We start from the raw sequence: 19,835 nt of genomic DNA, 5'->3' as shown, positions 1-19,835 counted from the left end.
GACAGCAAATTCTGTCAAGACAAATATAATTGTCGGTGCGGTGATCGGTCAGCGCAGCGCGGGCGGGTTGTTCAGATCGCGCGCCGAATAGGTGTCACAGGCCTGGACCTGACCGGTCCGGTACCCGGTGGCGAACCACTTCTGGCGCTGCTCCGAGGAGCCGTGCGTCCAGCCCTCCGGATTCACCCGAGCGCCCGCGGACTGCTGGATCCGGTCGTCACCGACCGACGAGGCGGCGGAGAGGGCGTCGTCGATGTCGGTGTCGGTGAGGGTGTTCAGGAACGGCGGCCCGCCGTCGGGGCCGGGGAGGCTGTCGGCGTAGTGGGCCCACACGCCCGCGTAGCAGTCGGCCTGCAACTCGGTTCGCACCGCGGCCGAGTCGGCGCCCCGCGGGTCGGCCTGCGCCCGCCCGATGTCGCCGAGCTGATTCTGGACGTGGTGGCCGAACTCGTGCGCCACGACGTACTCCTGCGCCAGCGGTCCGCCGCTGGAACCGAAACGGTCGACGAGGAGCTGGAAGAAGCTGGTGTCGAAGTACGCCGTCGAGTCCGCCGGGCAGTAGAACGGTCCGACCTCGCTGGTGGCGTTACCGCAGCCGGTGTTGACCGAACCGGAGAACAGCACGACCTCCGGCGGCACGTACGCGGTGCCGGTCTGTTTCGCGAGCTCCTGCTCCCACACGGAGTCGAGACTGCCTGCGGTGAACACCACCCGGCAGTTCACGTCGCGGTTGGCGTCCGCGCCGGTCTCGCAGCCGGCGAGGCCGGCGCCGGAATTCTGGGCGGAATCGGTGGTGCCGCTGAGGCCGCCGAGCAGCGATCCGGGATCGCCGCCGAGGAGCAGTGCGAGGACCAGCACGATCAGGCCGCCGGCGCCGCCGCCCATCGCGAACTTGCCGCCGAGGCCGCCGCCGCCCCCGCCGCCGACCGACACCCGGCCGGAGTCCATTCGGGCGCCCTCGTTGAAGGTCATGTGTCGTCGCTTTCTCTGCAGTTTTCCGGTACGTGCCGATCGAGCCTCGCACGTGAAGCGGGTATGCGTTTCCGCTCACGCACGGTGTCTCCGTAGGATCTCAGCCAACGAAGTAGCTTGCCCCATGTTTCGAAAGGAATCCCGTGCTGCGCACACATCTCGCCGGTTCATTGCGAGCCGAGCAGGCCCAGCAGACCGTAACCCTCACCGGTTGGGTTGCCAGGCGTCGTGATCACGGCGGGGTGATCTTCATCGATCTACGTGACGCGTCGGGTGTCTCCCAGGTGGTGTTCCGGGAGGGCGCCGCCGCCGAGCAGGCTCACCGTCTGCGCGCGGAGTACTGCGTCAAGGTGACCGGCGTGGTCGAGGTACGTCCCGAGGGCAACCAGAACTTCGAGATCCCCACCGGGGCCATCGAGGTCAACGTCACCGACCTCGAGGTCCTCAACGAGAGCGCACCGCTGCCGTTCCAGCTGGACGACCAGGCCGGAGAGGAAGCGCGCCTGAAGTACCGCTACCTGGACCTGCGCCGTGAGGGCCCCGGTCACGCCATCCGGTTGCGGTCCAAGGTCAACGCCGCGGCCCGCGCCGTGCTCGCGCACCACGAGTTCGTCGAGGTCGAGACGCCCACGTTGACGCGGTCGACGCCGGAGGGCGCCCGCGACTTCCTGGTTCCCGCGCGACTGCAGCCGGGCAGCTTCTACGCGTTGCCGCAGAGCCCGCAGCTGTTCAAGCAGCTGCTCATGGTCGGTGGCATCGAACGCTACTACCAGATCGCGCGCTGCTACCGCGACGAGGACTTCCGCGCGGACCGCCAGCCCGAGTTCACTCAGCTCGACATCGAGATGAGCTTCGTCAACCAGGACGACGTCATCCTCCTCGCCGAGGAGGTGCTGTCGTCGCTGTGGAAGCTGGTCGGGCACGAGATCAAGACGCCGATCGCGCGCATGACGTACGCGGAGGCGATGCGTCGCTACGGCTCCGACAAGCCGGACCTGCGCTTCGGCGTCGAACTGGTCGAGTGCGCCGAGTTCTTCAAGGACACCACGTTCCGGGTCTTCCAGCAGGAATATGTCGGCGCGGTGGTCATGCCCGGCGGTGCGAGCCAGCCGCGTAAGCAGCTCGACGCGTGGCAGGAATGGGCGAAGCAGCGCGGGGCCAAGGGCCTGGCGTACGTGCTCGTCGGCGAGGACGGCACGCTCGGCGGACCGGTGGCCAAGAACCTCACCGACACCGAGCGCGAGGGCCTCGCCGCGCACGTCGGGGCGAAGCCGGGCGACTGCATCTTCTTCGCCGCCGGCACCACCAAGTCGTCGCGTGCGCTGCTCGGTGCCGCGCGTGGCGAGATCGCCCGCAAGCAGAACCTCATCGACCCGGACGCGTGGGCGTTCGTGTGGGTCGTCGACGCACCGCTGTTCGAGCCGACCGCGGACGCCACCGCGAGCGGCGACGTCGCGCTCGGCTACAGCGCCTGGACGGCGGTGCACCACGCGTTCACCTCGCCCAAGCCGGAGTCGATCGACACGTTCGACACCGACCCGGGGTCCGCGCTCGCGTACGCCTACGACATCGTCTGTAACGGCAACGAGATCGGTGGCGGCAGTATCCGTATCCACCGCAAGGACATTCAGGAGCGAGTGTTCAAGGTGATGGGCATCTCCCACGAGGAGGCCGAGGAGAAGTTCGGCTTCCTGCTCGACGCGTTCGCGTTCGGCGCCCCGCCGCACGGCGGCATCGCGTTCGGCTGGGACCGCATCACCGCCCTGCTGGCCGGGGTCGATTCGATCCGCGAGGTCATCGCGTTCCCGAAGTCGGGCGGTGGCGTCGATCCCCTGACCAATGCTCCGGCTCCGATCACCGCGCAGCAGCGCAAGGAGTCCGGGGTGGACGCCAAGCCGGAGCCGAAGGGCGACGCCGCGGCGGCCAAGCCCGACGCACCCGCAGACAAGTAGGCGGGTCCGCCGGCGGCATCTGCCGGCGGAACTCGATTGACCGGACGACGCGGAACAGCCGGGGGACACGATGTTGCACCTGCGAGTGATCTGTCCGGCCGAGCGCACCGAGGACGTCCTCGGTGTGCTCGCCGCGGAACCCGGCGCCACCCACGTGGTGGTGCTGCGCGCCGCCGCGATCGACCCCGCCGGCGACGCGATCCAGACCGACGTGGCCCGCGAATCCGCGAACGACGTCATCGACGCGCTCGAGGCCCTGGGAATCGATCGCACCGGCGCGATCACGGTGGTGCCCGTCGAAACGGTGCTGTCGAAGTCCGCACACGACGCGGAGAAGGCGGCTCCGGGCGATCCCGCGGACAGCGTCGTGTGGGAGGAACTGGTCAGCCGGACGCGCGAGGAGTCGACACTCAACGGCACCTTCATCGCGTTCCTCACCATCGCCTGCCTGCTGGCCGCGGTCGGTGTGGTGACCGACTCGCCGATCACCGTCGTCGGGGCCATGGTGGTGGGGCCGGAATTCGGCCCGCTCGCCGCACTCGCCGTCGCGCTGATGCGGCGCAAGCTCGGTCTGGCCCGGCGGTCGCTGATCGCCCTGCTCGTCGGTTTCCCGTTCGCGATGGCGGCCACGCTGGTCGCGACGCTGCTGATGGAGCGGGTCGGCTGGATGGAGTTCGAGAGCATCGAGTCCCTCGACCAGGTCGATTTCATCTACCGGGTCGGACCGCTCTCGCTCATCGTCGCGCTCCTCGCCGGCGCGGCAGGCATGCTCGCGCTCGTGTCCGCGAAGTCGGCGGCACTCGTCGGCGTGTTCATCTCGGTCACCACCGTTCCCGCGGCGGGATTCGCCGCCGTCGCGGTCACCGTGGGCGAATGGCGCGTCGCGGCGCTGGCGGCGCTGCAACTCGGTGTCAACATGGTGGGCATCGTGATCGCAGGGGTTCTCGTTCTGGCACTGCGATTGCGCAGCGGCGGCGATCCCCGCCGGCTACTCGAGCAGGCGCGGAAAGAGCGGTTCGTGGCACAGAGGCGGAGGGCCTGATGATCGTGTCACCGCACGACGGCGCGGGCTACGACGAACTCTTCGGCGACGGCGGCGACGTCCGGGAACCGTGGGCGGAGCTGGCCCGGGACTTCACCGGCGGCGGGCCGGACTCCGTCCGCCGCCTGCAGTCCCGCATCCGGCTTCTTGTCGACAACCACGGGATCACCTACAACCCCCTCGACGGATCGGACGCCCCGACCGTGCCGCCGCGGTGGGAGATCGACGCGGTCCCGCTGATCGTCGCGGCCGAGGAATGGGAACAGCTCGCGGCGGGCTTCGTGCAGCGCTCCCGCCTCCTCGACGCGGTACTCGCCGATCTGTACGGACCGATGGCGCTCGTCCGGAGCGGCGCCGTGCCGGCCCGCACGGTGTTCGGGCACCCGGGGTACGTCCGTGCGGCGCACGGCATCACGGTGCCGGGCCGCCATCAACTGTTCCTGCACGGACTCGACGTCGGCCGCGGGGCCGACGGCACGTTCCACGCGCTGCGCGACCACACGCAGTCCCCGGCAGGCGCCGGCTACGCGATGGCGGATCGCCGCGTCGTCGCCCGCGCGATGCCCGGCATCTACGAGACCGTCGGCCCGCGTCCGCTGTCCTCCTTCGCCCAGTCGATGCGGCTCGCGGCGATCGACGCCGCCCCCGCGGGCACCGAAGACCCCCTGGTCGTCGTCCTCAGCCCCCGCACCCGGTCCGAGGCGGCATTCGATCAGGCGTATCTCGCGACCGTCCTCGGCTTCCCGCTGGTGGAGAGCGCCGACCTGGTGGTCCGCGACGGCCACGTGTGGATGCGCTCGCTCGGCAATCTGGAACGCGTCGACGTGATCGTCCGGCGGGTGGACGCCGACCTCGCCGACCCCCTCGACCTGCGCCCCGACTCCCGGTCGGGCGTGGTCGGGCTCGTCGAGGTGCTGCGACGGGGAGCGGTGACCGTCGTCAACCCCCTCGGCAGCGGAATCCTCGAGAACCCGGCCCTCACCAGGCTGCTCCCGGACCTGTGCCGTCGTCTCCTCGACGAGGACCTACTCCTGCCGTCGGTTCCGAGTTTCTGGGGTGGCGACCGGTCGGAGCTGTCGCACATCCTCGCGAACGCCTCGTCGATGGTGCTGCGCGCGGTGCACGGGGGGTCGCCGATCGTGCCAGCCGAGCTCGGTGCCGCCGATCGGGACACCCTGCTGGACCGGGTGCGGGCCGAACCCGAGCGGTGGGTCGGGCAGATCGTCCCGGACCCCTCGTATGCGCCCGCGGCCGACGGATCCGGCGACGTCTTCCTCGCACCGGTCGGGGTGCGGCTGTTCACCGTGGCGCAGCAGGTCGGATTCACCCCCATGGCCGGAGGTCTCGGCACGTCTCTCGTTCCCGGGGCCGAGCGCGGCGACCGGCGTCACGCCGGCGCGAAGGACGTCTGGATCCGGTTGGCCCAGCGCACCGCGTCCACCGATCCGGCGGACGCCGCCGACCGCGACGGGGAAGCCCTGCCCACGTATGCGGCGACGACGTCCGACCTGATGACGTCGCCGCGCGCACTGACCGAACTGTTCTGGATGGGCCGGTTCGCCGAGCGCGCCGAGGGTGCGGCACGCCTGATGATCGCCGTCGGCGAGAAGTACCGCGACTACCGCCTGCGACCGTGGCTCGCGGGCGGCGGAAGCCTCCCGATCCTGCTCGACACGGTCCTGTTGGTCGCCGACGCCGGGAACCGCCCGGAGGAGCCCGGTCGCGGTGCCGAGTCCGGCTCGGACCCGGTCGCCGACCAGTTGCGGGTGCGCTCGGAGTTCCGTTCGCTGACGGTCGACCCCGGCCGGGACGGGTCGCTCGCGCACGCGGTCCGTGGCGTCGAGCAGGCCGCGCGGGCCGTGCGCGGGCAACTGTCCACCGACATCTGGGCCGTCCTCAGTTCCGTCGAACGCGCACTCGGACAGGTCGCCGCCGACACGGCCGACGACGGGTCCGTGCTGTTCGAGGCGCAGTCCGCCGTACTCGGTGGGATGCTCGCTCTGTCCGGAGTCGCCGCGGAATCGCTGGTCCGGGACACCGGCTGGCACGTCATGGACATCGGGAAGCGAATCGAGCGGGCAGCCACCCTGACCGCGCTCGTGGAGTCCACGCTGCGACGGAAGACGGACCCGGCGACCGAGCGGGCGGTGATCGAATCGCTCCTCGTCGCCACCGAGAGTTCCGTCGTCTATCGCCGCCGCAATCGGAGCATCCGCCCGGCCGCCGTGGCCGAGTTGCTGCTGTTCGACGTGAAGAACCCGCGGTCGCTGGCGTTCCAGCTCGAGGCGCTCCGTGCGAATCTGACCGCACTGCCGGACGCCTCGGGTGCGTCGCGTGCGGAGCGGCTCGTCGAGGACATGGTCAATACCGTGCGGCGCGTCGACCCTGCTCGACTCGAATCGGTCGACGCGACCGGGTCCCGGAAGGAGCTGGGTGAGCTGACGGCCACGATGCGCGCACTGCTGAGCGAACTGTCCGACGTGATGTTGAAAGGTCAGCTGTCGCTGCCGGGCGGCACCCAGCCGCTGTGGGGCAGCGGGACCACGTGGAGCGCCGCGCAGGGCGGGGTTCCCGCATGACCGACGTGTCACCCCGCACAGACGAGGCAGCGCAACGGCCGGTGCTGCGCCGATACAGGATCACTCACCGCACCACTTACACGTACTCGGGGCCGGTGTCCTCGTCGTACGGCCGGGGTTATCTCCTGCCCCGCGACACCGAGGAACAGCGATGCGTGAGTTCCGTCGTCGACATCTCGCCGGTGCCCGCGGACCGTTCCACCGGGTCCGACGTGTACGGCAACCGGGACCTGTACTTCCAGGTGAGCACGCCGCACGAGGAACTGGTCGTGGCGGCCGAATCCGAGATCGAGGTCTACGGACCCGACAAGACCGGACTCGCCGCCGCACCCGCGAACGCGCCGTGGGAATTGTCCCGCCCCGTGGGAACCGAGGGGGCGATGGCGCAGGAGTTCGTGCTCGACCTCGAACCCCCCGAGATCAGCGACGCAGTCCGCGAGTACGCGGCGCCGAGTTTCCCACCGGAACGGCCCCTCGCCGACGCGGTGGTCGATCTCACCACGCGCATCCACCGCGACTTCCAGTACAAGTCGGGGTCGACGTCGGTCTCCACGCGCGTCGCGGAGGTGCTCGAGAAGCGGTCGGGGGTGTGCCAGGACTTCGCTCGGCTCGCCATCGCCTGCCTGCGCTCGCGGGGACTCGCGGCCCGGTACGTGTCCGGCTATCTGGCGACGCAACCGCCGCCCGGCAAGGAACGGATGATCGGCGTCGACGCCACCCACGCCTGGGCGGCCGTGTGGATGCCGGGGGACCGGTGGCTCGCCTTCGACCCCACCAACGACCAGCTCGTCGACGAGCGGTACACCGTGGTCGCGTGGGGCCGGGACTACGCGGACGTGCCGCCCCTGCGCGGTGTCATATACACAGAGGCACGAAACAGCACCATTGCGGTGTCGGTTGACGTGGCGCCGATCGAAGTGCTCGCGCCGGATCAGCCGAAATGCTGAAATTCATCCGGGCTTCCGGTGGAGGACTCGATGATCCGTGTCACTAGCAGGTAAGTTGGTCCGCGATGACTGCAATACTGGCAGACCCCGTTTCAGAGGTAGTTGCCGCAGCCGAGAAGCTGCTCACCCGTCGCACAGGGGCACCCGTGACACTGGTGGATCCCGTGGATCTCGGCGGTAGTGGCCGCACCATCGTGCTCCGTGTGCGCGTGGCGGAGAATCCGTTCTCCCTTCCACGGACGTTGGTGATCAAGCAGGTCCGCGAGGAGTCCGGGGTGTCCGGCGCGCGGGCCGTCGATCCCGACGATCTCACCGGCGACAGCCGCAGCGCCTTCCTCCGGGAGGCCGTCTCGTACCAGTTCGCCACGGCGCTGGCGACGGACAGCCGCCCCGGAGCCGAACTGCTCGCATCCGACCTCGACGCCCGGCTCCTCGTGCTCAGCGACCTCGGGGACGCCACCCCGATCAGCGCCCTGCTCGAGCACTCCGACTCCGACACCGTCACCAACACCCTGATGGCGATGGCCCAGGCGCTCGGCCGCATGCACGCGGCCACCGTGGGCCGCGAGGAAGACTTCACCGCCCTGCTGCGCCGCGCCGAGGTGGCGCACTGCGACGACACCGTGGCCGAGCAGGTGGAGCGTGCGGTGCCCGCCGTGCCCGGCCTTCTGTCCGAGATCCTCCGCGTCGACGTCTCCCCGGACCTGACCGATCAGGTGGCGCGTGCCGCGAAGCTGTTCGAGAGCGGCCGCTTCCGGGCGTTCAGCCCGTCCGACCTGTGCCCGGACAACATCATCGTCAACGACGAGGGCGTGCGGTTCCTCGACTACGAGTGGGGCGGTTTCCGCGACGCCATGCTCGACATCGCGTACGCGCTGGTCTCGTTCCCCGGCTGCCTGTGCAGCATCGAACTGTCCGAGGACCGGACGCAGGCGATGATCGAGGCCTGGCGTGCGGAGGTCGTGGGGATGTGGCCTGCGCTCGCCGACGACAACGTGCTCGCCGCCCGCATGGTCGAGGCGCAGCTGATCTGGGTGTGGCTCAGCACCTACCTGTTCCTGCCGGAGAACCACACGCGCATCGCGGCCGTCCGCGAACACCACCTGTCCGTGCCGCGGTCCGAGGCGCTGACCCAGCGCTGGGACAAGCTGGCCCGCTCGGCCGATCACGCCGGGAACACGGTGGTCGCCCACCACGCCCGCGTCATCGCCGACAAGATCCGGGGACTGTCCGTCGGCTGACCCGCGGTCCGGCCGGAATGGGTCCGACGGTGCGGTTCCAGTAGCGTCGAACTTGTGAGCGATCTTTTCGGTTCGGATGTCGGCGAGGACGAGTCGGCAGGCCTGTTCGAGACGGCGCAGCCCGACGAGGCGGCGTCGGCCCCGCGATCGGTTCCCGGTCCCGTGTCGCTCGACCACCACGCACCGCTGGCAGTGCGCATGCGTCCCCGGACGCTCGGTGAGGTGGTCGGGCAGCAGCATCTCCTGGGCCCCGGTGCGCCGCTGCGGCGCCTCGTGGAGGGGTCGGGGGCCGCGTCCGTCCTGCTGTACGGTCCGCCCGGCACCGGCAAGACGACGCTGGCGTCGCTGATCTCGGGGGCCACCGGCCGCCGTTTCGAGGCACTGTCCGCGTTGTCCGCCGGGGTGAAGGAAGTGCGCGGCGTCATCGAACTGGCCCGCCGCCGCCTGCTCGCGGGCGAGCAGACGGTGCTGTTCATCGACGAGGTGCACCGCTTCTCGAAGACCCAGCAGGACGCCCTGCTGGCGGCAGTGGAGAACCGGATCGTGCTCCTCGTGGCTGCCACCACCGAGAATCCCTCGTTCTCCGTGGTGTCCCCGCTGCTGTCTCGCTCGCTCGTCCTGCAACTGCAGTCGCTGACGGCGGACGACATCGAGAACCTCCTGGAGCGGGCCCGCACCGACGAGCGGGGTCTCGGCGGGGAGATCGAGATCGCGGGTGACGCGATGGACCATCTGGTGCGCCTCGCGGCCGGCGACGCCCGCCGGGCGCTCACCGCGCTCGAGGCGGCGGCGGGCGCTGCGCTCGACCAGGCCGGTGACACGGACCGTCCGGTGCTGCTGGACCTCGCGACCGTGGAAGCGAGCGTCGACAAGGCGGCCGTCCGCTACGACCGTGACGGCGATCAGCACTACGACGTGATCAGCGCCTTCATCAAGTCGATCCGCGGTTCGGACGTCGACGCCGCCCTGCACTACCTGGCCCGGATGCTCACGGCGGGCGAGGACCCCCGCTTCATCGCGCGGCGGCTGGTCGTCCATGCCAGCGAGGACATCGGGATGGCCGACCCCACCGCATTGCAGACCGCGACCGCCGCCGCGCAGGCAGTACAGCTGATCGGGATGCCCGAGGCCCGCCTGGCCCTCGCCCAGGCCACGATCCACCTCGCGACCGCACCCAAGTCGGGGGCCGTCATCGCGGCGCTCGGTGCCGCGATGGCGGATGTCGCGGCCGGAAACGCCGGGCTCGTCCCGCCGCACCTGCGCGACGGCCACTACGCGGGGGCGGCGAAACTCGGCAACGCCGTCGGGTACCGCTATCCCCACGATCATCCCGACGGGGTACTGGCGCAGCAGTATCCGCCGGACGAGCTGGTCGGTGTCGACTACTACCAGCCCACCACTCACGGCGGTGAGCGGGACATCGCGGGGCGTGTGGACAAATTGCGCGCCATCGTCCGCGGCACGAACCGTCAGGGTGGCCGGTTAAGCTGAATGATGCCGAACTGCGCGGTGGACGCGTGGTTCGCTCCGCTTGTTCGACCCATCGTTGCCCTCGAGACAGACAATAAGGATCACTGACGTGCAGACCCACGAGATTCGCCGGCGCTTCCTCGACCATTTCGTCAAGGCAGGCCACACCGAGGTACCCAGCGCCTCGCTGATTCTCGACGATCCGAACCTGCTGTTCGTCAACGCCGGGATGGTGCAGTTCGTGCCGTTCTTCCTCGGCCAGCAGACGCCGCCGTACCCGAGGGCGACCAGTGTCCAGAAGTGTGTGCGCACCCTCGACATCGAGAATGTGGGCATCACCACACGGCACAACACGTTCTTCCAGATGGCCGGCAACTTCTCGTTCGGCGACTACTTCAAGCGCGACGCGATCAAGCATGCGTGGGCGCTGCTGACCTCGAGCGTCGACGACGGGGGTTACGGCTTCGATCCCGAGCGCATCTGGGTGACGGTCTACCTCGACGACGACGAGGCCCGCGACATCTGGCGCGACGAGGTCGGCGTTCCCGAATCGCGGATCCAGCGCCGCGGCATGGCCGACAACTACTGGTCCATGGGCATTCCCGGCCCCTGCGGCCCGTGCTCGGAGATCTACTACGACCGCGGCCCCGAGTACGGCAAGGAAGGCGGCCCGGAGGCCGACGAGGACCGCTACATCGAGATCTGGAATCTCGTGTTCATGCAGAACGAGCGTGGCCTCGGCATCAGCAAGGACAACTTCGAGATCCTCGGCCCGCTGCCGAAGCAGAACATCGACACCGGCATGGGTGTCGAGCGCGTCGCGTTCCTGCTCCAGGGCGTCGACAACGTGTACGAGACCGACCTCGTGCGCCCGGTCATCGCGAAGGCCGAGGAACTGTCGGGCCGCAAGTACGGCGCCGTCCACGACGACGACGTGCGCTTCCGGGTCATCGCCGACCACGCGCGCACCGCGGCGATGCTCATCGCCGACGGCGTGAACCCCGGCAACGACGGGCGCGGCTACGTCCTGCGCCGCCTGCTGCGGCGCATCGTCCGGTCCGCGAAGCTGCTCGGCGCCGACAAGCCCAGCATGCGTGAGTTCATCACCGTCGTCCGCGACACGATGGCGCCGTCCTACCCGGTCCTCGACACCGACTTCGGCCGCATCGAGACGGTCGCGGTGGGGGAGGAGACCGCGTTCCTCAAAACCCTCACGTCCGGCTCGAAGCTGTTCGAAGGCGCCGCCGAGTCGGTGAAGGCGTCCGGCAAGTCGACGATCGGCGGCGACCAGGCGTTCGCGCTCCACGACACGTACGGCTTCCCGATCGACCTGACCCTGGAGATGGCGGCCGAGGCCGGCCTGACCGTCGACGAGGAGGGCTTCCGCACGCTGATGGCGGAACAGCGGCAGCGCGCGAAGGACGACGCCCAGGCCCGTAAGCACGCGCACGCCGACCTGACCGTCTACAAGGAACTCCTCGACCGCGGACCCACCGAATTCACCGGATTCCACGAATTGGTCTCCGAGGCACATGTTCTCGCGCTGATCTCGCAGGGGCAGCGGGTCCCCGTCGCGACGGCGGGCCAGGACGTCGAGGTCATCCTCGACCGCAGCCCCCTGTACGCGGAGGCGGGTGGCCAGATCGCCGACCTCGGTACCCTCACCGGCCCGGGCCTGCGGGTGAAGGTCAACGACGTCCAGAAGATCGCCAAGAAGCTGTGGGTCCACAAGGTGACCGTGCAGGAGGGTCAGCTCACCGAGGGTGACGTCGTGCTCGCGCAGGTCGACGCCGCGTGGCGCAAGGGTGCCACGCAGGGGCATTCCGGCACCCACATGGTGCACGCCGCGCTGCGACAGGTGCTCGGCCCCAACGCGGTTCAGGCCGGCTCGCTGAACAAGCCGGGCTACCTGCGTTTCGACTTCTCCTGGCAGGGCGCGCTGACGGAAGCGCAGAAGCAGGACATCGAGGTCGTCGCGAACGAGGCGGTGGCCGCCGACTACTCGGTGAACACGTTCGTCACCGATCTCGACAAGGCGAAGTCGATGGGCGCGATGGCGCTGTTCGGCGAGAACTACGGCGACGAGGTGCGGGTCGTCGAGATCGGCGGACCGTTCTCGATGGAGCTGTGTGGTGGAACTCACGTGGGCAGCTCCTCGCAGATCGGCAACGTCACCCTGCTCGGTGAGCAGTCCGTCGGTTCCGGTGTGCGCCGCGTCGAGGCGTACGTCGGGCTCGATTCGTACCGCTACCTGGCCAAGGAACGCGCGCTCCTCGCCGGTCTGTCGTCGTCGCTGAAGGTGCCCTCGGAAGAAGTGCCTGCCCGCGTCGAGGCGCTGGTGGAGCGACTCCGGGTGGCGGAGAAGGAACTCGAGCAGACCCGCGCGCAGGCGGTTCTCGCCGCGGCGGGCACGTTCGTCGACAAGGCGCAGAGGGTCGGGCCGGTGCTGCTGGTCGCAGACTCCGCCCCGGCCGGTGTCGGCGGCAACGACCTGCGTGGGCTCGTCACCGACATCCGCGGCCGGTTCGGCACCCAGCCCGCCGTGGTCGCGCTGCTCGGCGACGTCGACGGCAAGGTTCCGTTCGTGGTGGCCGTGAACAAGGCGGCACAGGAACTCGGCCTGGCGGCCGGCGACCTCGTGAAGGGATTCGGTCCGAAGATCGGCGGCCGCGGAGGCGGAAAGGCCGACATGGCACAGGGCTCCGGTTCGGACACCAGCGGAATTGCGGCTGCCCTCGACGCAGTCCGGGGACAAGTGGCGGACAAGGTGGGGAGCCAGTAGCGGTGGATCACGCGGAACAGGGTCCGGATCGACCGGGAGTCGACGACCCTGGGCGTGGTCGGCGCATCGGCATCGATGTGGGCAGCGTCCGGATCGGGGTCGCGTCGAGCGACCCCGACGGGATCCTCGCCACCCCCGTGGAGACGGTGCCCCGGTCCAAGGAACGGGGACCCGACGCGCCGGATATCCGGCGCATTGCCGACATTGTCGAGGAATACGAGGCCGTGGAGGTTATCGTCGGTCTGCCGCAGACCTTGCGGGGTGAACGGGGGAAGGCCGCCTCGATCGCTACTGTGTTCGCGAAGCGATTGCGAAGGAAGGTCGACCCGATACCGGTGCGGATGGCGGACGAACGTCTGACGACCGTCACTGCCGCGCGGGCGCTTCGCGAGAGCGGTGTCAGTGCGAGGGGCCAGCGTCCTGTGATCGACCAGGCTGCGGCGGTGGCGATCTTGCAGGGATGGTTGGACGAGCGGAGCAGGTCGGTGAATGCAGGGGATTCAGGTGGGGACGCGCAGCTACCGGAGGGGGGCCAGTGAGCAATCATCGGCGACCCGCAGGTGAGCGACCCGAATTCCAGTACGTCCCGCGCGAACCCCGACGGCACCGCTACCTCGACGAGGACGACGACCAGGTCGACTACGCGCCGCCCCCCGAGGACGACGACGTCGTCACCACGGGGCGCCACGCGGTGGTGTACGACGACCGTGACGTCGACGAACCCCCCGCCCACTACACGGAGCCGGTGTACGAGCAGCCGGTGTACGAGGACCCGGTGTACGAGGACCCGGTGTACGAGCGCCCGGTGTACGAGCAACCGTTCGACCCCGAGCCCGTCTACGAGGACGGATACGGTCCCCGTTCGTACGGCGACGCCCGCGCCTACCGGGAACCGGCAGCCGACGACCACGCGTACGACGAGCCCGCCTACGTCGAAGAGCCCGCGTACGTCGACGAGCAGTACGGTTCCTACACCCATCCCGACGACCGCTACGACACACCGCCCGACCAGCCCGATGTCGCGTTCGCGGAGGCCGAGACACAGATAATCTCGGCGATCCCCGAGGAGATCCCGCCGACTCGCGCCCACGCCCGCACGCAGGCCCGCCGGCGCAAACAGGCCACAGGACGCGCACGCCGAGGCAAGCTGTTCGGCGTCCTCGCAGCCGCGACGGTGCTGACAGTGCTGATCGGCGTCGTGTTCGTCGGCGGCAAGATGTTCTTCGGCGGTCCCGACGCCCCTGCGGACTACGCGGGCCCGGGTGGTCCCGACGTGGTCGTGCAGGTTCATCCCGGCGACACCGCGGAGGAGATCGCCTCCACTCTGGCCGAGCGGGACGTCGTCGCCAGCGGATCGGCCTTCTTCAACGCCGCGGTCCAGAGCAACGCGATGAACTCGGTGCAACCCGGCTTCTACAGCCTCTCGACCCAGATTCCGGCGGATGACGCCGTGCAGGAACTGATCGACCCCACCTCCCGCGTCGGGCAGATGATCATCTCCGAGGGCAGGCAACTCCACGACACCACCGATGTGCAGACCGGGGCCAAGAAGAAGGGGATCTACACCCTGATCTCCGAGGCCAGTTGTATCGGTGAGGCCGGCCAGGAGCAGTGCATCGGTTACGACGACCTCAACGCCGCCGGTGCGGGCGACCTGTCCGCGCTCGGGGTTCCCGACTGGGCGAAGGACGCGGTCGCCGGTGTTCCGGACCGGGATCGTCAGCTCGAGGGCCTCATCGCCGCGGGCAGCTGGGATTTCGATCCGACCGCCGGTCCCGCCGCCATTCTGCAGAGGCTGGTCACCGAGAGTTCCGCGAGCTACGAGAAGACCGGGATCCTCACCGCGGGCAACCAGGTCGGACTCACGCCGTACAAGATGCTGATCGCGGCGTCCCTGGTGGAACGGGAGGCGATGCCGGACGACTTCTCCAAGGTCGCTCGCGTCATCCTCAACCGGCTCGCCGTCAACCAGGCGTTGCAGTTCGACTCGACGGTCAACTACGCGCTCGACACGACCGAACTGGCCACCACCGACGCCGACCGCGCACAGGTGACACCCTGGAACACGTACGCCAGCCCCGGTCTACCCGCGACGCCGATCTCCTCGCCCAGCATCGGGGCGTTGCAGGCCGTCGAACAACCGGCACCGGGCGACTGGATCTACTTCGTGACGGTCGATTCGAAGGGCACCACCCTGTTCACGAAGAGCTACGACGAACACCTGGCCAATATCGACCAGGCTCTGAACAACGGGATTCTCAACAGTGGACGATGAAGTGGTGACCGCACGCAAAGCTGCGGTACTGGGCAGCCCGATCGCGCATTCGCGCTCGCCGCAATTGCACCTCGCGGCGTATCGGGCGCTCGGTCTCACCGGGTGGACGTACGACCGGATCGAGTGCGACGGGGAGCGACTACCCGGCCTGGTGTCCGGGCTCGGCCCGGAATGGGTCGGGCTGTCCGTCACGATGCCGGGCAAGATCGCCGCACTCGAATTCGCGTCCGAGCGCACCGAACGGGCCGTGGTGATCGGCTCCGCGAACACCCTCGTCCGTATCGAGGGTGGCTGGCGTGCCGACTGCACCGACGTCGACGGGGTCAGCGGTGCTCTCATCGCGGGTGGTGTCGGAACCATCGCGGGCACCGAGGCGGTCGTCGTCGGCGCCGGGGGAACGGCCAGACCCGCGCTCGTGGCGCTCGCCGACATGGGCGTGAAATCGGTGACCGTGGTGGCACGCGACGCGGGTCGCGCGGCAGGTGCACTGGGGTGCGCGGAATCGGTGGGACTCGACGTCCGGTTGCTCGGCTTCGACAGCCCGGAACTCGGTGCTCGGTGCGCGTCGGCCGCCGCGCTCGTCAGCACCGTTCCCTCCGCCGCGATCACCGAGTACGCGGACATTCTCGGGCGGGCGCCGTTCGTGCTCGACGCGATCTACGATCCGTGGCCGACCCCGCTGGCAGCGGCCGTCGAGGCGGCGGGCGGCACCGTTGTCGGCGGACTCTCGATGCTCCTGCACCAGGCGTTCGGGCAGGTCGAGCAGTTTACCGGTCGCCCGGCGCCGCGCGAGGCGATGGCGGCCGCTCTGGGCTAGTTGTCCACAGGCCGGACCGCCATCCACAGGTCGACTGTCGTGCCAGGTCACGGTGATCGACACGGTGATCAGGTCACGCATGCTGCTCGGTATGTGGTGGCTGATCGCGGCGAGTGTGGTGGCGGGTGCGGGTGCGGGATGGGCAGCCCGCCGGACGGCCGGCCTGTTCGTGGGCACGGTGCGGGCGGGCTGGTGCGAGGCGGTGTGCGCTGTCGGCGTCCCCGCCACGGTCTGGGCCGGTACCACCGCATCCACACCGGGGATGCTGCCGTGTGCGCTCGCGTTCTGGTGGTGGTGTGTGAGTCTCGCCGCCACCGACCTGTGTGCGCGGAAGCTGCCGAACCTGCTGACCCTGCCCGGCTTCCTCGCGATCGTCGGCGTCGGCGCCGCGACCGGATCCGCGGCCACAGCCGTGATCGGCGGGTTCCTGTTGGCTTCGGCGTATCTCGCCCTGTACCTCGGCGCCCCCGGGGCGGTCGGTGCGGGTGACGTGAAACTCGCCCTCGGGGTGGGCGCAGCCGCCGGGCTCGCCGGGGGAGAAGCCTGGGTGCTCGCGGCGGGGCTCGCGCCGGCGCTGACAGCGCTGGTGGGCTGCATCGTTCTCGCCACCCGGGGTTCGCCGCCGCCGCTCCCGCACGGCCCCGCCATGTGTGCCGCGACACTGGTTGCGCTGTTCGCCGCGCACGTCACCTGAACGAGTCCGCGCCCGGCACACGGTTGGGAGGACCACCGTCACTGCCGGGCGCGGCGACATGGAAGGATATTGGGGTGCTGCGCTGGATAACTGCCGGAGAATCCCATGGTCCCGCCCTCGTCGCGATGCTCGAGGGGATGGTCGCGGGCGTCGAAGTGACGTCCGAGGACATCTCGACCCAACTCGCGCGACGCCGTCTCGGCTACGGCCGCGGCGCGCGGATGAAGTTCGAGGCCGACAAGGTCACCATCGTCGGTGGTGTGCGCCACGGGCGGACACTCGGCGGACCGATCGCCGTCGAGGTGGGTAACACGGAGTGGCCCAAGTGGGAAACCATCATGTCCGCGGACCCGGTGGACGCCGAACTGCTCGCCGACCAGGCGCGGAATGCGCCACTGACCCGCCCGCGCCCCGGTCACGCCGACTACTCGGGCATGCTCAAGTACGGATTCGACGACGCCCGCCCGGTTCTCGAACGCGCGAGCGCACGCGAAACCGCGGCACGGGTCGCGGCCGCGACGTTCGCCCGCAGTTTCCTCCGCCAGGTGTTCGGCGTGGAGGTGCTGTCCCATGTGATCTCCATCGGCGCGTCCGACCCGTACGTCGGCCCCGAACCCACCGCGTCGGATCTGGCGGCGATCGACGCCAGCCCGGTACGCGCCTTCGACAAGGCCGCCGAGGAATCGATGATCGCCGAGATCGAGGCGGCCAAGCGTGACGGCGACACCCTCGGCGGGGTCGTCGAGGTCGTCATCCACGGTCTCCCTGTGGGTCTCGGATCGTTCATCAGCGGCGCGGACCGCCTCGACGCCCGTCTCGCGTCCGCCCTGATGGGCATCCAGGCCATCAAGGGTGTCGAGGTCGGCGACGGCTTCGAGACCGCGCGCCGTCGCGGCAGCCAGGCGCACGACGAGATGCGTCCGGGCCCGGACGGAATCCTGCGTTCGACCAACCGCGCGGGCGGCCTCGAGGGCGGCATGACCAACGGGGAGGCGCTCCGCGTGCGCGCGGCGATGAAGCCGATCTCGACGGTCCCGCGCGCGCTGGCCACCGTCGACATGTCGACCGGTGAGGAAGCCGTGGCCATCCACCAGCGGTCCGACGTGTGCGCGGTGCCCGCGGCCGGTGTCGTGGCCGAGGCGATGGTGGCGTTGGTCGTCGCCCAGGCGGCACTCGAGAAGTTCGGGGGCGACTCGGTTGCCGAGACGACCGCCAACTACGAGCGCTACGCGTCGGGCGTCGCAGCCCGGCTCGCGCGATGACCACCCGGTCTGCCGTCGCATCGGGGCGGTGACGGATGATGGCACCGAAAGCCGTGCTCGTCGGCCCCCCGGGCGCGGGTAAGTCCACGATCGGGCGGCGCCTCGCGCAGGCCCTGGACCTTCCGCTGTTCGACACCGACGTGGCGGTCGAGGAAGAGGCGGGACGCACGATCGCCGAGATCTTCGTCCAGGAGGGCGAACCCGCCTTCCGTGCCCTCGAGGAAGAGATCGTCCGGAAGGCCATCGAGAGCCACGAGGGGATCGTGTCGCTCGGCGGTGGATCCATCCTCTCCGAGCGGACCCGGGAATTGTTGAAGGGCCACACCGTGATCTATCTCGAGATCAGCGTGGCCGAGGGGCTCAAGCGCACGGGGACCAACACCGCGCGCCCCCTTCTCGCCGGTGGCGACCCCCGCCAGAAGTACACCGAGTTGATGCGCAAGCGCCGACCGCTGTACCGGCAGGTGGCGTCCATCCGGATACGCACGGACGGGCGGAGTCCCGCCCGCGTGGTGCAGCAGCTGGTGGCGAAACTCGCCGAGTGATCGGCGGCCCCGGCGGAACAGAGACATCCGAGAATCTCGGACAAGACGGAGCGGAGCAGCAGACAGTGACCGAACCGGTACGCGTACAGGTGCAGACGGCGAACCCCTACCCGGTCATCATCGGGCGCGGATTGCTCGGCGAGCTGGTGGACGAACTCACCGGCACGAGGACGGTGGCGATCTTCCATCAGCCGCCGCTGGCCGAGACGGCGGAGGCGGTGCGCGCGGCGCTCGCCGAAAAGGGAATCGATGCGCACCGCATCGAGATTCCGGACGCGGAGGACGGCAAGGATCTGGCCGTGGCCGGATTCTGCTGGGAGGTCCTCGGCCGTATCGGGCTGACCCGCAGCGACGCCGTGGTCAGCCTGGGCGGTGGCGCGGCCACCGACCTCGCCGGGTTCGTCGCGGCGACGTGGATGCGCGGTGTGCGCGTGATCCACGTGCCCACGACGTTGCTCGCGATGGTGGATGCGGCGGTCGGCGGCAAGACCGGCATCAACACCGAGGCCGGTAAGAACCTGGTGGGCTCGTTCCACGAGCCGTCGGCGGTGCTGATCGACCTGGCGACGCTGGAGACGGTGCCCCGCAACGAGATCGTCGCCGGAATGGCGGAGGTCGTGAAGACCGGCTTCATCGCCGACCCGGTGATCCTGGACCTCATCGAGAAGGATCCCGAGGCCGCCCTGGACCCGACGGGAACCGTTCTGCCCGAACTGATCCGGCGGTCCGTGGAGGTCAAGGCCAAGGTCGTGGCCGCCGATCTGCGCGAGTCCGATCTGCGGGAGATCCTGAACTACGGGCACACCCTCGGGCACGCGATCGAGCGGCGTGAGCGCTACCGCTGGCGCCACGGTGCGGCGGTCGCCGTCGGGCTCGTGTTCGCGGCGGAGCTGGGGCGTCTGGCGGGGCGCCTGGACGATGTGACGGCGGACCGGCACCGCACCATCCTGGAACTGGTGGGTCTGCCCACCACGTACGACGCGGACGCGTTCGGCCAGTTGGTCGAGGGGATGCAGACCGACAAGAAGAACCGGGCGGGCGTTCTGCGGTTCGTCGTGCTCGACGGGCTCGCGAAGCCGGGGCGGCTCGAGGGCCCGGACCCGTCTCTGCTCGTGGCCGCGTACTCCGCGGTGGCGCGGGAGGAGAAGCCGGGCACCGGTGGTGCCGTCCTGCTGTGACGTAGCGGCACGAAGCGAGACGCGGCGGTGTGAGCGAGTGCGCTCACACCGCCGCGTCGTCTGTCGGGTGTGGTGAAGC

General features: G+C 69.6%; 15 protein-coding genes. 14 read left to right on the top strand and 1 reads right to left on the bottom strand.

Annotated elements, in window-relative coordinates; translation table 11 throughout:
• Positions 1–48 precede the first annotated feature (48 nt).
• Positions 49–972: a neutral zinc metallopeptidase gene (locus JVH1_RS00845; RefSeq protein ID WP_043782729.1), complete on the bottom strand. Its 924-nt coding sequence runs from the start codon at positions 970–972 to the stop codon at positions 49–51.
• A gap of 143 nt (positions 973–1,115) precedes the next feature.
• Here JVH1_RS00845 and aspS point away from each other — a divergent pair, with 143 nt between their 5' ends.
• From aspS to aroB, 14 genes are all read left to right on the top strand, one after another.
• Positions 1,116–2,924 carry an aspartate--tRNA ligase gene (gene aspS / locus JVH1_RS00840; RefSeq protein ID WP_009480402.1) on the top strand — a complete coding sequence of 603 codons (1,809 nt, stop codon included), beginning with the start codon at positions 1,116–1,118 and terminating at the stop codon, positions 2,922–2,924.
• 70 nt (positions 2,925–2,994) lie between these two features.
• Positions 2,995–3,966, top strand: coding sequence for a DUF389 domain-containing protein (locus JVH1_RS00835; RefSeq protein WP_009480403.1), 972 nt, complete (start codon positions 2,995–2,997; stop codon positions 3,964–3,966).
• Positions 3,966–6,545, top strand: a complete 2,580-nt coding sequence (locus JVH1_RS00830; RefSeq protein ID WP_009480404.1) for a circularly permuted type 2 ATP-grasp protein — start codon at positions 3,966–3,968, stop codon at positions 6,543–6,545. The genes JVH1_RS00835 and JVH1_RS00830 overlap by 1 nt, the downstream gene beginning before the upstream one ends.
• Positions 6,542–7,492 carry a transglutaminase family protein gene (locus JVH1_RS00825; protein ID WP_009480405.1) on the top strand — a complete coding sequence of 317 codons (951 nt, stop codon included), beginning with the start codon at positions 6,542–6,544 and terminating at the stop codon, positions 7,490–7,492. The genes JVH1_RS00830 and JVH1_RS00825 overlap by 4 nt, the downstream gene beginning before the upstream one ends.
• A 65-nt stretch (positions 7,493–7,557) precedes the next feature.
• Positions 7,558–8,733 (top strand): phosphotransferase family protein, encoded by a 1,176-nt coding sequence (locus JVH1_RS00820; RefSeq protein ID WP_009480406.1) that lies wholly within the window; start codon positions 7,558–7,560, stop codon positions 8,731–8,733.
• A gap of 54 nt (positions 8,734–8,787) precedes the next feature.
• On the top strand, positions 8,788–10,224 hold the full coding sequence (locus tag JVH1_RS00815) for a replication-associated recombination protein A (RefSeq protein WP_009480407.1): 1,437 nt from the start codon (positions 8,788–8,790) through the stop codon (positions 10,222–10,224).
• A gap of 88 nt (positions 10,225–10,312) precedes the next feature.
• Positions 10,313–12,985 (top strand): alanine--tRNA ligase, encoded by a 2,673-nt coding sequence (alaS, locus tag JVH1_RS00810; RefSeq protein WP_009480408.1) that lies wholly within the window; start codon positions 10,313–10,315, stop codon positions 12,983–12,985.
• A 2-nt stretch (positions 12,986–12,987) separates the two neighbouring features.
• Complete coding sequence (gene ruvX / locus JVH1_RS00805) at positions 12,988–13,524, top strand: Holliday junction resolvase RuvX (RefSeq protein WP_009480409.1); 537 nt, start codon at positions 12,988–12,990, stop codon at positions 13,522–13,524.
• Entirely contained in the window at positions 13,521–15,260 is a 1,740-nt protein-coding gene (locus JVH1_RS00800) for an endolytic transglycosylase MltG (protein WP_009480410.1), read from the top strand. The genes ruvX and JVH1_RS00800 overlap by 4 nt, the downstream gene beginning before the upstream one ends.
• Positions 15,250–16,077, top strand: coding sequence for a shikimate dehydrogenase (locus JVH1_RS00795; RefSeq protein ID WP_011598857.1), 828 nt, complete (start codon positions 15,250–15,252; stop codon positions 16,075–16,077). The genes JVH1_RS00800 and JVH1_RS00795 overlap by 11 nt, the downstream gene beginning before the upstream one ends.
• Before the next feature lie 34 nt (positions 16,078–16,111).
• Complete coding sequence (locus JVH1_RS00790) at positions 16,112–16,771, top strand: A24 family peptidase (protein ID WP_043782768.1); 660 nt, start codon at positions 16,112–16,114, stop codon at positions 16,769–16,771.
• Between the two features lie 74 nt (positions 16,772–16,845).
• Complete coding sequence (aroC, locus tag JVH1_RS00785) at positions 16,846–18,033, top strand: chorismate synthase (RefSeq protein ID WP_009480413.1); 1,188 nt, start codon at positions 16,846–16,848, stop codon at positions 18,031–18,033.
• A 38-nt stretch (positions 18,034–18,071) separates the two neighbouring features.
• Positions 18,072–18,578: a shikimate kinase gene (locus JVH1_RS00780; RefSeq protein WP_005241678.1), complete on the top strand. Its 507-nt coding sequence runs from the start codon at positions 18,072–18,074 to the stop codon at positions 18,576–18,578.
• A 65-nt stretch (positions 18,579–18,643) separates the two neighbouring features.
• Positions 18,644–19,756, top strand: a complete 1,113-nt coding sequence (aroB, locus tag JVH1_RS00775; protein ID WP_029537754.1) for a 3-dehydroquinate synthase — start codon at positions 18,644–18,646, stop codon at positions 19,754–19,756.
• The last annotated feature ends 79 nt before the right edge of the window (positions 19,757–19,835 follow it).

Source organism: Rhodococcus sp. JVH1, assembly GCF_000280725.2.
Taxonomy (GTDB): Bacteria; Actinomycetota; Actinomycetes; order Mycobacteriales; family Mycobacteriaceae; genus Rhodococcus_F; species Rhodococcus_F jostii_A.
The sequence above is the reverse complement of the archived record's forward strand: the minus strand, read 5'-3'. Positions and strand labels throughout refer to the sequence as shown.

Bases quoted from the DNA above. Each gene is read 5' to 3' on its own strand.
- JVH1_RS00845 (WP_043782729.1), bottom strand. From the start codon at position 972: ATGACCTTCAACGAGGGCGCCCGAATGGACTCCGGCCGGGTGTCGGTC.
- JVH1_RS00835 (WP_009480403.1), top strand. From the start codon at position 2,995: ATGTTGCACCTGCGAGTGATCTGTCCGGCCGAGCGCACCGAGGACGTC.
- JVH1_RS00830 (WP_009480404.1), top strand. From the start codon at position 3,966: ATGATCGTGTCACCGCACGACGGCGCGGGCTACGACGAACTCTTCGGC.
- JVH1_RS00825 (WP_009480405.1), top strand. From the start codon at position 6,542: ATGACCGACGTGTCACCCCGCACAGACGAGGCAGCGCAACGGCCGGTG.
- JVH1_RS00820 (WP_009480406.1), top strand. From the start codon at position 7,558: ATGACTGCAATACTGGCAGACCCCGTTTCAGAGGTAGTTGCCGCAGCC.
- JVH1_RS00780 (WP_005241678.1), top strand. From the start codon at position 18,072: ATGGCACCGAAAGCCGTGCTCGTCGGCCCCCCGGGCGCGGGTAAGTCC.